15 protein-coding genes, 6 tRNA genes and 1 pseudogene are annotated in these 11,878 nt (G+C 30.0%); 15 read left to right on the top strand and 7 right to left on the bottom strand.

Annotated elements, in window-relative coordinates:
* The first annotated feature begins 52 nt into the window (after nt 1–52).
* The 9 genes from AT575_RS08690 (at nt 53) to AT575_RS08650 (ending at nt 2,789) form a co-directional block, all read left to right on the top strand.
* A tRNA-Phe gene (locus AT575_RS08690) sits at nt 53–125 on the top strand.
* A gap of 17 nt (nt 126–142) precedes the next feature.
* Nucleotides 143–223 (top strand) — tRNA-Tyr (locus tag AT575_RS08685).
* A gap of 5 nt (nt 224–228) precedes the next feature.
* Nucleotides 229–299, top strand: a tRNA-Trp gene (locus AT575_RS08680).
* An 11-nt stretch (nt 300–310) separates the two neighbouring features.
* Nucleotides 311–383 (top strand) — tRNA-His (locus AT575_RS08675).
* Between the two features lie 8 nt (nt 384–391).
* Nucleotides 392–463: transfer RNA gene (locus AT575_RS08670), tRNA-Gln, on the top strand.
* Between the two features lie 22 nt (nt 464–485).
* Nucleotides 486–569 (top strand) — tRNA-Leu (locus tag AT575_RS08665).
* A gap of 156 nt (nt 570–725) precedes the next feature.
* Entirely contained in the window at nt 726–1,250 is a 525-nt protein-coding gene (locus AT575_RS08660; RefSeq protein WP_102777992.1) for a GNAT family N-acetyltransferase, read from the top strand.
* A 172-nt stretch (nt 1,251–1,422) separates the two neighbouring features.
* Nucleotides 1,423–1,683 carry a hypothetical protein gene (locus AT575_RS08655; protein WP_102777991.1) on the top strand — a complete coding sequence of 87 codons (261 nt, stop codon included), beginning with the start codon at nt 1,423–1,425 and terminating at the stop codon, nt 1,681–1,683.
* Between the two features lie 8 nt (nt 1,684–1,691).
* On the top strand, nt 1,692–2,789 hold the full coding sequence (locus tag AT575_RS08650) for a hypothetical protein (protein ID WP_102777990.1): 1,098 nt from the start codon (nt 1,692–1,694) through the stop codon (nt 2,787–2,789).
* 216 nt (nt 2,790–3,005) lie between these two features.
* On the opposite strand, the gene AT575_RS08645 is transcribed toward AT575_RS08650, so the two are convergent.
* The 7 genes and pseudogenes from AT575_RS08645 to AT575_RS08615 all read right to left on the bottom strand — a co-directional run bounded on the left by AT575_RS08645 (nt 3,006) and on the right by AT575_RS08615 (nt 7,172).
* Nucleotides 3,006–3,416 carry a hypothetical protein gene (locus AT575_RS08645; RefSeq protein ID WP_102777989.1) on the bottom strand — a complete coding sequence of 137 codons (411 nt, stop codon included), beginning with the start codon at nt 3,414–3,416 and terminating at the stop codon, nt 3,006–3,008.
* Nucleotides 3,391–4,215 (bottom strand): hypothetical protein, encoded by an 825-nt coding sequence (locus AT575_RS08640; RefSeq protein WP_102777988.1) that lies wholly within the window; start codon nt 4,213–4,215, stop codon nt 3,391–3,393. Before AT575_RS08640 ends, AT575_RS08645 begins: the two co-directional genes overlap by 26 nt.
* A 116-nt stretch (nt 4,216–4,331) precedes the next feature.
* Nucleotides 4,332–4,496, bottom strand: a pseudogene (locus AT575_RS08635) (Arm DNA-binding domain-containing protein); the annotation flags it as partial.
* A gap of 4 nt (nt 4,497–4,500) precedes the next feature.
* Nucleotides 4,501–4,695, bottom strand: a complete 195-nt coding sequence (locus AT575_RS08630) for a DUF3173 family protein (RefSeq protein ID WP_000562208.1) — start codon at nt 4,693–4,695, stop codon at nt 4,501–4,503.
* A gap of 68 nt (nt 4,696–4,763) precedes the next feature.
* Nucleotides 4,764–6,110 (bottom strand): Rep family protein, encoded by a 1,347-nt coding sequence (locus tag AT575_RS08625; protein WP_102777987.1) that lies wholly within the window; start codon nt 6,108–6,110, stop codon nt 4,764–4,766.
* Nucleotides 6,111–6,459: 349 nt separating this feature from the next.
* On the bottom strand, nt 6,460–6,819 hold the full coding sequence (locus AT575_RS08620) for a hypothetical protein (RefSeq protein ID WP_046159488.1): 360 nt from the start codon (nt 6,817–6,819) through the stop codon (nt 6,460–6,462).
* Nucleotides 6,820–6,833: 14 nt separating this feature from the next.
* Nucleotides 6,834–7,172: a hypothetical protein gene (locus AT575_RS08615; RefSeq protein WP_102777986.1), complete on the bottom strand. Its 339-nt coding sequence runs from the start codon at nt 7,170–7,172 to the stop codon at nt 6,834–6,836.
* 256 nt (nt 7,173–7,428) lie between these two features.
* On the opposite strand from AT575_RS08615, the gene AT575_RS08610 reads away from it, so the two are divergent.
* From AT575_RS08610 to AT575_RS08580, 6 genes are all read left to right on the top strand, one after another.
* Nucleotides 7,429–7,875 (top strand): helix-turn-helix domain-containing protein, encoded by a 447-nt coding sequence (locus AT575_RS08610; RefSeq protein WP_102777985.1) that lies wholly within the window; start codon nt 7,429–7,431, stop codon nt 7,873–7,875.
* Nucleotides 7,876–7,889: 14 nt separating this feature from the next.
* Nucleotides 7,890–8,540: a hypothetical protein gene (locus AT575_RS08605; RefSeq protein ID WP_102777984.1), complete on the top strand. Its 651-nt coding sequence runs from the start codon at nt 7,890–7,892 to the stop codon at nt 8,538–8,540.
* 317 nt (nt 8,541–8,857) lie between these two features.
* Nucleotides 8,858–9,634 carry a class I SAM-dependent methyltransferase gene (locus AT575_RS08600; RefSeq protein WP_102777983.1) on the top strand — a complete coding sequence of 259 codons (777 nt, stop codon included), beginning with the start codon at nt 8,858–8,860 and terminating at the stop codon, nt 9,632–9,634.
* A 9-nt stretch (nt 9,635–9,643) separates the two neighbouring features.
* The gene (locus AT575_RS08595) at nt 9,644–10,090 is read left to right on the top strand and encodes an ASCH domain-containing protein (RefSeq protein ID WP_102777982.1); all 447 of its coding nucleotides are present in this window, start codon (nt 9,644–9,646) and stop codon (nt 10,088–10,090) included.
* A gap of 133 nt (nt 10,091–10,223) precedes the next feature.
* Nucleotides 10,224–10,448 (top strand): helix-turn-helix domain-containing protein, encoded by a 225-nt coding sequence (locus AT575_RS08590; protein WP_230081933.1) that lies wholly within the window; start codon nt 10,224–10,226, stop codon nt 10,446–10,448.
* A 286-nt stretch (nt 10,449–10,734) separates the two neighbouring features.
* Nucleotides 10,735–11,856 carry an SLC13 family permease gene (locus tag AT575_RS08580; RefSeq protein WP_245871533.1) on the top strand — a complete coding sequence of 374 codons (1,122 nt, stop codon included), beginning with the start codon at nt 10,735–10,737 and terminating at the stop codon, nt 11,854–11,856.
* Nucleotides 11,857–11,878: the final 22 nt, after the last annotated feature.

The following is an 11,878-nucleotide window of genomic DNA, read 5'->3' as shown; positions in this document are numbered from 1 at the left end:
AAGGTCGTAGGTTCAAATCCTGCTCCCGCAATATACAATGTTTTGTATACATGGCTCGGTAGCTCAGTTGGTAGAGCAATGGATTGAAGCTCCATGTGTCGGCGGTTCGATTCCGTCTCGCGCCATTACAATTTAATATCATGGAAAGATAGCGAAGAGGCTAAACGCGGCGGACTGTAAATCCGCTCCTTCGGGTTCGGGGGTTCGAATCCCTCTCTTTCCATCCTAACGGGCATAGTTTAAAGGTAGAACTAAGGTCTCCAAAACCTTCAGTGTGGGTTCAATTCCTACTGCCCGTGTTTGGAATATGGCGGGTGTGGTGAAGTGGTTAACACATCAGATTGTGGCTCTGACATTCGTGGGTTCGATTCCCATCACTCGCCTATTTTATTGGGGTATAGCCAAGCGGTAAGGCAAGGGACTTTGACTCCCTCATGCGTTGGTTCGAATCCAGCTACCCCAGTTTTTAAATGAAAATTTGAAATGCCGGCGTGGCGGAATTGGCAGACGCGCTGGACTCAAAATCCAGTGTCCTCACGGACGTGCCGGTTCGACCCCGGCCGCCGGTATACTTGAAAAGACAAGGTTTAACGACCTTGTCTTTTTTGTTTTGTATTGACAATCTTCTTTTAAAGTTACTAAAAACTACTTACAATATTTTTACAAGTTATTATTAGTTTTTTTGTGATATAATATAAAGAATTTAATTTGAAAGGATTTTTAATATGTCTTTTACAATTCGAACTTTAAATAAAGATGATAAAGTACATTTTGAGTTGTTTTTAAAAGAGCTACTTTTAGAAAAGCATAATGGTTTTCGATATTCTTTATCTACTATAAATGAAATTAATGATTTTGATCGGTACTTTGATAAGATTAAACTTTTAGAAACATCATCACTTAATCCTGACTATTCTCCTGTTACAAGTTATTATTTTTTTAAAGACAACGAAATCTGTGCTCGGATAGACTGTAGATGGGATTTATCAAAAGGTAGCTTATCTAAAGAAGGAGGGCATATTGGTTATATTACGTCCCCGAGTCATAGAGGTAAAGGAATAATGTCAGTACTTCTTAAATATGCACTAGAACAATATAACGACAGAGGGATTGATAAAGTTTTCATTACAGCACTTACAGATAATAAAGCTAGTCGAGCAACTATAGAAAAATTAGGTGGAATTTTTGATTCGTTTTATATTAGATCGGATGGCGAAGAGATTGCTAGATACTGGGTACCAACTTCATAAATTTTTTTAAAAATAATTTAGATACTTAAAAAAGCACAAATTTATTATCATTTCTGGTTTTAGTATGTTTATGGCTTTCTAAAACTCCGAGTATGCTGATCAAACATTTTTTTAAATTTTGACCTCTTATCAGGTAATATGTTTAGTAATTAAGGAAAACCAGATAAATGATATGAAATTGATTTCACTTCTTGCTTCAAGTATGTATGATTATGAAATGAAAAAAGGATTGAAAAAGCAGTTGCAAGAAATAAATCAAAACAAGTTAGATAGGTTTATATCAAAATATGATAATTTAAAAAATGAAGAAGAACTCAGACAAAATCTTCCAATTTCAGCGTTATTATTTGCACTTTTGATACAAGACTTGGAGAATAGAATGGGTGTAACAACTGAAATGATAAAAGAATTTATTGATATACGAAATAATTAGGTAATAATATGATAATGAATCTAGCGTTGTTTGGAATAAAGATGTTGTATTACATTGTTGCACATATTTTTTTAAAATTAATTAATTGGTCAGATTTTTTTACATGGATACTAACAATTAGTGTTTCAAGCGTATTTTATTATTTATTAAGTTATAGACGAATCAAAGTAATTGGGATTACAATAAAACAAATAAATAAAAGCATTAAACAGCCAATTTCATTTATTCTAAGAGATTGTAAGGAATATCAAAATGGAGTAGAAAATGAGCTAGTAGTTAGTAATCCTCGAAATGAGCAGTTCTTACATAAAATAGAGATTAATTTTTTAGAAATTAATGACTATAAGTACAATGAAGACAAGTTTCAAGTATTTTTTAATTACCGAAGTCAAGAAATCTACATTGTTCAAATTAACAATGGTAGTCAACTTTCAAAACAATATGAAATAAAAGTACAAATATTTTCAAAAGATTTAGATTTATACCTTATTAATAAAAATGTAAATACTAAAAGCATTTCGTCTGGAGAGATATGTATTCTTGAGCGTATTAGCTTGGATACCCTGAGTTTAGGAAAAAATATTACTATTTTTCAAAAATTAACAATTAAAATTAAGAGTATTAACTCTGATAATTTGTTATCTATTCTATATTTGAGATATGATTATTTAGAAAATGATTATAAATTAGCTGGTAGTCTCGGTGCAGGCTCTCCTCAATCTAATAGGGAAGCAATACCAGTACTTCTATTAAATGATAGATATGATACAGGACCTTATCATTTTACACTTAACAAAATTCTAAACAATGGAATAAATTTATTAAAATGGATTGTATTAGTTGATTTTCCAGTTAAGATTAAATATGAAGTTATATTAAAAAATATTGATGGAAAAATTCTCTATAAATATATAGTTAAGTCTACAAAAATAAAGTTCCCAAAATATAAATTTAATGATCCCTTTAATAGGGAATTCGAAAATATTTTATTAAATATGGACAGTGATATCATCACTTATGATGAGATTGTTGAAAGAAATAAAGAAGAGAATCTACATTTGCCCATTAATAATATTAATTGGAACTATAATATTTATATAGACTAAAAAAGAGAAGTAACTTTCATTGTGCCAAATGAAAGTAAAAACTTATCTTTACTAAAAATATAAAATGCTTATATAATGCTATTTTACAAACTTTTCTAAAAATAATAACTAGTTGACATACTGGCCGCCGGTATACTTGAAAAGACAAGGTTTCTAGACCTTGTCTTTTTTGTTTTGCTAGATGTTTTTTTGTATAAAATTACTTATAATATTTATTTATATTATTTCAATGGAGAGTAATTTAAATAATATATAAATTACAATGATTAATTCAATTATGGCATTTAAAAATAATCCCATAATAATCCAACTTGGGAAACAAATTGGCTGTATTGCTACAAATGCAACAAAAAGAAGATTAAATACAAAAGTATTATAAGAGATAGAAATGAGCTTCTGCCATAGAGATTCATATCCTTTAGTTTTTTGATCATATAATACTGCTCGTAAAGAAGAGGAAAATATAATTGCAATTGCGGATAGTACGAAACCAATAATTACTGTTAAGATGGTAATTATAGCTTCATTACTAATATAAAAAGTTCCTTTTAAAAAATATGATAAAAATAAACACATGGTTATTTTAATAACATATAAAATATTATCTCTTTTGCTTAGCAGTAACATTTTTTAATTCCTCAATTTTCTTTTGAAGGTTTATTTTGATTTCTTCTGAGTCATATTTTCCAGAGTATTTTTCTGCATCGATTACAATCTTTTTTATAAAGGTTTGTTGATTGTATACATGCTCAAATCCTGTCTCATCTTTCCCTCGAATTAATAATCCATTTAGAGTATACTCTGTCTCTTCAGTCATTAAGTCTTTTAGAAAATTTATTGGGTTAAATTGATGAGAATTGGTTTTTATGTCTAAGGTTAAATCTGTAATTTCTGTCGTCCCAACTAAATCAATTAAAGAATGTCGCTTCTTTGAATCTGAAGAGAATAAATCATCTTTTGATGTAAACTTTATTTCTTCAACATTGTTTAGTAAATTTAAAAAAGTTTCTTTATCTTCATAAATGCCTTTAAGCATAAATTTCTGTTCAGTAATTTCATGAATAATATCTTCAAAGATTTTTTTATTTCTTACATCGGACAAATATAGTAAATTTGTTTTATAATCATAGAATGCGAATAGTTGTTTTAATAATTCAATTTCTGTTTCTTTTTTAGGATTTTTTCTTTTCTTTTTAGAAGTCTTATCAATAACATATTCATCTCTAGGTTCTAGAGTTCCTGATTCAACAGTCAAAAAAAAGTAATCATTATTATTGGATATTGTTACATGATTGATTCCTTTAACCGAATCTAAATTTTCATCAAACTCAGTTGGGAAATCTTTTTTATCAGGGACTATCCATCTTAATCCATTATTATTATTTTCCTTAATTAATTGCCAAATTGAAAATGTTATTATAGACATATTTAACCTCAATTGAATTTTTATTCTATTATAACATTTAACTACGAATATACTTATATCAAATTATCCAGCTTATCTGCTAAACTCTTCTGCTTAGACGGGTATAAATTTGAAATTTTTGATTTTAATTCCACACCTCGAATATATTGTTCAGCCTCGATTGCTTCTTTTTTTGTTTTGAAGCCTTTTCTGACAATCCTTCGTTGATTTAAGGTGATGGGATCGACACCATTACTGACGTCGACAATCCATCTACTATTCTTTGCTTTACGTATTGCCATGGCTTTATACCTTAGAGGTTAGTTTTAAATCTAATAACTCCTCAGCAATTGTTGCAGGTATGGTTCCAATCCGTTTATTATCATAAACATAGAACCCACGTTGAACGAGGAGGTGTTTCCCCTTACGAATAATAGAACGTGAGGTTCCCTCTGAAAAGCCTAAGGCTACTAAATCATCTTTTGTTACGGTTGCTATCATGTGTATTCTCCTTAATAACTATGGTATAATTAAGGACAGGTTGAGGAGTTCCAGCTCCTCGGCTTGTCCTAAGCGTTTCCTTTTTCTCTTGCCGGAGTTTTGGGACGCTTTTTTATTTGTGGTAATATGCGAGGAAGAATATGTTCATCTAAAACACGATTAATAAAATCTACTTTATTATCAGTGCAATAGATATCTTCTTCTCCAAAATGTAATTGAATCTCTTGATCATTACCTGTTTGGTAATAATCGTTGTAACTTAACTCTTTAATTTCTGATAGATTATAGAATCTATCTTTTTCTTTATCGTGATTTCCCTTTTTCTTAGAAATCTCTAAAACGTTATTAAACCGTCTGATGTACTGGTTTAAATCTTCATTTTGAATCTTTCCAAAGAAAGACTTCAGGGACTGATAATTAGTAATCACAATCAGTCGACCAATGACTAACTTATTTTTATAACGTGCGGATAGGTAAGACTTGTTTAAAGGATCTAAGAGTTTTAACCAGTCTGCTGGTAATAGACTATCAGATCTTGGATCATCTAAAAGAATAACCTCTTCACCAAAGTACTCATCAAAAATATTCTTAGCACCAGCACTGTACATTTTCCAGTTGAGACCTTGTTCTTTAGCTCTCTTGATAATTTCTTCAATCACTTCAAGTGCTAGTGTTGTTTTTCCTATTCCAGAGGAACCATGCACATAAATAATTGTTGGCTTGAACTCACCATTCTCTAACTCCCTTAAGGTTCGTTTAGAAGCTATCTTGCCATAAGCTCTAAAAGCTTCATCAAGTCTTGTTTGATTATAAGACCAAAGAAACGTTAACTCTTCGTCCGCAAAGATGTCATCTTCTGTTAGATTACCATTGATAATTTCTTGAAATACTTTATCCAAACTCTCATCTGATTTTTCTCTTTTGGTAATGGCATAGCGTTTAGAAAAATCTGCTCTGTTATCCTCAATGAAAGCTTCATAATCAAATGTTCCAAAAGTTTCCACTTCGCTAGGAGCATACTGATGTTTATCAGGACTCTTTGCGTGAATTAAATAGGCTTTGGAATTGACCTTTCCATATTTGCCTTGACCACTAGGCTCAATATATTGTGGTAAGAGACCAAGAGCACTAGCTAATACAGATAAGTCTCTACGACTGGCAAATTCAATATAAGCATGGATATGAGGTTCTACAGGTTTAATGCAATACTTCATATCTTTATCATGAACAATTAAAGCGACCTTTGCTGGAATATCTTCTTCGAGGGTTTTAATGCGACGATGTATTTCTTGGAAGATTTTTGTTTTATTACTTTCCCAATTAGTAAATAATGCTTTTTTATCTTCTTCCCAATCCCAATATTCCGCATGCAATTGTTGCTCAAAGATATAAGTTGTTGTTCTTTTTCGGCTCATTAGACTCCTTTCTATAGAAAATTTTTATCATTCTTGGGCAAATTAGTTTAATTTGCCCATTAATTTACCCATCAATTTGCCCAAGATTTTCAAGGATTCTTGTTTTTTCGAAAATCGCTGAAAGCATTGGTATTATTGGGTTACACACCATTCTGTCGACAAGCCCCGAATGGTGTGCCCGTCACAATTGGGCATTGGGTAAATTAAATACAGGAAAACTCTTTAGAAACCAATCAAAGATTTTCCATTGTCGCTCATGCGAACACGTTTCTCACTCCCTTACGAGCTATGACGTCGTCGTCTCGCTCGCAGTGAGTAAACTCTCCGCACTCACATGAAAAATCTTTGGTTATTTAGCGGGTTCCTTAGCTAATGAAATCCCATCTGCCTTTGCACTCAATTCTAGTGAAACAAATTCTGAATTCTTAGTGGTACGAGTATACATACCGACGTTTAGATTAGTGAAGGTAACAGTGGCAGATCCTAATTCAGCTAACTTTTCACTTGAAATAAAAGGTACTTCACCATTTGGATTAGGCACTTTAACAGCAACCTTTTCATAACGTAATCGTGGGAGAACAATAACATATTTCCAACCGGCATGCTCACGTTCATTTTCTTTGTATTCAAACCATTCTTGGACTTCGACTAATTGGTAGTCTTTTTCTTCCCAATTCTTCACTGCGATATCTGTATTCTTTAGACTCATAATTTTTCCTCTTTCTATTTTTTCCATTTTGAGAGGAATCCTTTATCTTTTTCCTCTTCTAATTGATCTAACCGTTCACTAAGAGTGGTTAGTCGTTGTGATAAGAAACGATCATTTTGATTAAGAGTATGGATTAAGCTTAAACTTTTCTTTTGATAAGCTAGAAACTCTTCTTTTAATTCAGCAATCATTTCTTTTGAATCTTGTTCAAGCTGGGTATCAAGGTTACCCCAAACCTGTTTGATAGCTTGATCTAAGTTATTAGTTTTATTAACTAGACGATTTACTTCAATAAACTTAGATACTTCCTCATCAGTAAACTCATAAAAGACCTGCGTTGAATAGCGACTCACTTTATGTTTAGCCTTCTTGAAGCTATATCCAGAAATCTTTTCTATTAGTAAACGCTATTTCTTAATAGTTGATACTGACTTACCTGTTTTGTTTGCGATTAACTTGTAATCAATATGATTGTCCTCCTTTAGATTATTGATAAATGTATTTCTATTTGTTACAATTTATCTATCGGCGTTACCGATAAAATAAATATATCGCTTTATCCGATATTTGTCAACGAAAATATCGTCTTTTTCGATTTTAGGAGAATTTATGTCATTTCATGATAGATTAAAGCAACATAGAAAAGAAAAAAAACTAACTCAAAAAGAGATAGCTCCACTACTAGGGATAAAACAAAATACTTATAGTGATTGGGAAACAGGGAAGAGTGAACCGAATTTAGAAAATGTTGTAAAATTGTCAAAAATATTGGGAACTACGACAGATGAGTTATTAGGGCAAACAATATATTCAAAAGTAAATTTACTGAGATTCTTAGATGATTTTGATGTAAGCAACATCAAAAATTTTGAAAAAGAAGATGTGGATAAGCTAAAATTTGCAATTTTGTTTGAGATGACAAGAAACAAAGTAAATGCACTTAACTTAAAAGATGAACTTGTTTTAAAATATAAACTTGATAAAGAAGAAAGAGAAATTCTCAATACTATTTTTAGTGAAGTACAAGATGAAATGATGAGTTTGTTAAGAAAATAATTAATGGTAGAAAAATGGCAAAATATACAAGAAAACAAAAAGAACTAATTGAAAATTGGGATGCCCAAATAGATTTTTTGAAGTCATCTATTGAAATTTTTGATAAGGGAAAAGTAATGGAAGCAATAAGAATTGCTCAAACCTTAAGAGTCATGTTTCATAATACTGAAAAATCTCATTCAATATATGAAAGATTAAATAATAAAATAATTTTTAAATCTTCATCCGGACTTTATTCACCATTCAATTTAATTAGTTCCTGGATGTTGCTTTCTGTGGAACTGAGTTCTGATGGGATTAGCTATCAGCCTAAATTAGACAATCCTGTGGATAGATTATTTTTTTATGATTTTGAAGATTGGTGGAATCAAGTTATTTTTGATGATAAAAAAAATGTATTTTCTAGAAAAGATATAGTAGTATATGTTGCTAACAAAGATGGAGGTGCACATTTTGATGATTATATACCTGAAAAATATGCAAATTTAATCATTTATAATTCGTTAGGTGTGTCGGATATGAATGGAAGTATTTCAAATAATCCAATGTATATGGCAATCAGAGTAATTGCTCAAGAGGTTATAGACTCAGTAGAATTAGAAAATTATAGTAAGGAACGAAAAAGTGTTATTATTCCCAGATCTTCATTTGAAGTAAGATTCTAGACGAAAACGAGGTAGTAAGGTTTACATGGTCCTCTACGGATATTCAACAAGGTAATTCAGAAGAGCAAAAGTTAATACTTTCAAAATTTAAACTTAGCAAGAGAAAATTATTTTATAAATATTTTGGTGACAAAAAAGTTGAATATATAAAAAAATAAAATTAAATACAAAAATCCTTAAGAAAGATTTCTTAGGGATTTTTTGGTATTCGAATAGTCTGTGCTATAATTATAGTAATTTAACGAAAGGAGGTAATAATATGAAAATAAACAACACTGGAGGTTTGCTTTTAGTTTAACCTCCCAAGGAGAAAAATGATGAAAGCATACTTAGACCAAAATCAAGAAAGATGGGATAGAGTATCTAGTAGACAAGCTAATCCATATACAATTCCATACAGTCATGAAGAGTTACAAGCATTAAAAGATAAACCAATAGAAGTTGCTCTCACAGTAGGGAAGTTAGTGCCAATAACTTGGTTTGAAAAAGCTATTGGTAAGCGATTATTAGGACTAGCTTGTGGTGGTGGCCAACAAGGTCCTATGTTTGCAATGCACGGTTATGATACTACCATCATGGATTTTTCAGAATTTCAGCTATCTAAAGACATAGAAGTAGCAAAACGAGAAAATTTACATATTAAAACTGTACAGGCTGATATGACCAAACCATTCCCTTTTGAAGATAGTAGTTTTGATATTATTTTCTGCCCAGTTTCAAATGTCTATATCGAAAATTTAGATAATATGTATTCAGAAGCCTACCGTGTTTTAAGAAAAGGTGGCTTATTAATGATTGGATATATGAATCCGTGGATTTATATGTATGACGGAGATGAGGTTTGGGATCAACCTGAGAAGGAATTATTATTAAAATATAGCCTTCCTTTCAACTCAAGACTTTTAGAAGAAAAAGGTCAACTAATAATTGATCCAGAATATGGATATGAATTTAGTCATACTTTAGAAGAACAAATTCAAGGTCAGCTGAAAAATGGCTTTGCTATGATTGACTTTTACGAATCAAAAGATAGTAGAAATCGTTTAAGTCAATTTGGATCTGACTATATTGCTAATTTATCAATTAAGTTATAGGAGGGTATTATGGAAAATAGTAAAGTTGAGGAATACTGGCAAGAGTTTAAGTCTGAAAAAAATATAAATAATAATCACTATGATGCTTGGCAATTTGGTTTTGATGCAGATTTGTTAGGTGGATTAGTGGTTGAGGAAAAGAAAACGGCAACAGCAAGTGCACATGTTTTTTATGGCATTGAACAAGAGGATTTACCAAAAGTTGACGATTATAATATAATATTAGACTCACAAGATAATCCACTTTGTATCACAAAAACGACTAAAGTTTATGTTATTCCATTTAACCAAGTCAGTAGTGAACATGCATATAAAGAAGGTGAAGGGGATAGATCACTAGATTATTGGCGAGAGGTACATAAAACATTCTTTACTAATGAGCTGAAAAAAATTAATCAAGACTTTCAAGAAGATATGGAAGTAGTCTGTGAAGAATTTGAAGTAGTTTATAAATAACTAATTCGTGTTTGCAATTAATAGTTTTGGTTTGCTACTTCTATTTGCATATTGCAATTATAAGGTTCTTTAATATCAAAATTTTAAATGTTATTATTTATTCATCACAGAAAGTAGCAATGAAAGGTATCAAATGAAGTTAATTTTCTCACAACAACTCATAAAATTAAGAAAAGTAAGTCATTTTTCTCAAGATGAACTTGCGGAGAAACTTTTTATAAGTAGACAGGCGATATCTAAATGGGAAAGAGGAGAAGTAACGCCTGATTTAGCCAAGATTGAGCAAATTGCTAAAGTTTTTGGTGTAACAACAGAGTTCTACTTTTTGGAAAAAATTTCGAAGATGATTGGGGCGTAGAAAACTTCAAACATGATGAGGTTGAAAAACGTGATTTCGAAAGAAAAGAAGAGCGTTTTGATAAACTAATAAATGAATAATATTGATACTGAAAAAGTTATTATTAATAAAGACAAAGGGTATTCAATAAAGTATAAAAGACAAAATAATTTGACTAATTTTATAAAGGAAATGTAAAGATGATTATAAGAATGCTTTTAGAAGTTTTGAGCAAGCATTCAAAAACAAAAAGGTTGATCCCTCTGAAGCAGTAGGGAATTCAAAATCTATTTTAGAAAGATTTCAGATGATAAAAGAAATAAAATATATAGCTAAAAAGATTTTTTCAGATAAGTTAATCTTATGTTTGCTTCCATTAAGTATTATTGCAATTATAGTTAATCCTAACAATATAAGAAATGTTGATTTAGATACAATTTTAAAATTAAGTGCCTTGTTAATGCTCATTACTATTTATCAAGAAAATAATATTTTTAGTAACTTTGCCCTAGAAATAGTATCTAAAACTAAAACGAAGAGGCAATTAATTGCTGTTGTTTTAATACTAACTTCTTTTGGATCTATGTTGCTTACTAATGATATTATAATATTAACGATGATACCTATAATTTTCTCAATTTCGAAAATTATAGAGGTTTCAGAGATTAAATTATCAATAATCGTAACTATACTTGCGAATATGGGTTCCTCTATCTCTCCGTTTGGAAATCCACAAAATATATATATAATATCTTTTTATAACTTATCAGTAATTAGTTTTTTTAAGATGATTTGGCCAATCTTAATTTTAACCGTGTTTATAACTGTCTTTGGTATTTATTTTTTTAAGCAAAGTGAAATTGAACTAACAAACGTTACTAAAAGTAAGAAAATAAAAGATAAGGGATGGATTATACTTGTCACTACTTTTCTAGTGATACTATCAGTATTAAATATGATTCCGTTTTGGTTATCAATACTCTTTAGTATCGTTGGTATCTGTTTAACTGATATAAACTATTTTAAAAAAATAGATTATAATATAATTGTCTTATTTATTAATTTTTTTCTATCCACGTCATTAATTAACAGTAATTCTATAGTTAGTCAAATAATAGATAATTCAATAAATTCAAATCTTTCATTATTTAATATTGGAGTAATTTTAAGTCAGGTTATTAGTAATGTACCAATGACGATAATTTTGTCTAACTATACTTCAAATATTAATATTTTATATTTAAGTGCTAGTATTGGAGGCTTAGGAACTCTAGTAGCTTCTTTAGCAAATCTATTAGCTTATCGTCAGATATTAAGCAATGGTAGCAAAAGCCAGGCTAATAAATTTATTAAAAAATTTACTATACTAAATTTTTTAATTTTACTAATTATTTACTTGTTAATAATAATTTATTATGTGATTTCATGAAAAAATTGAAGTCTGGGACAAA

The sequence above is a fragment of the Streptococcus penaeicida genome, assembly GCF_002887775.1.
GTDB lineage: Bacteria > Bacillota > Bacilli > Lactobacillales > Streptococcaceae > Streptococcus > Streptococcus penaeicida.
Note: the sequence above shows the minus strand (reverse complement) of the source record. Positions and strands in the feature narration are given on the sequence as shown.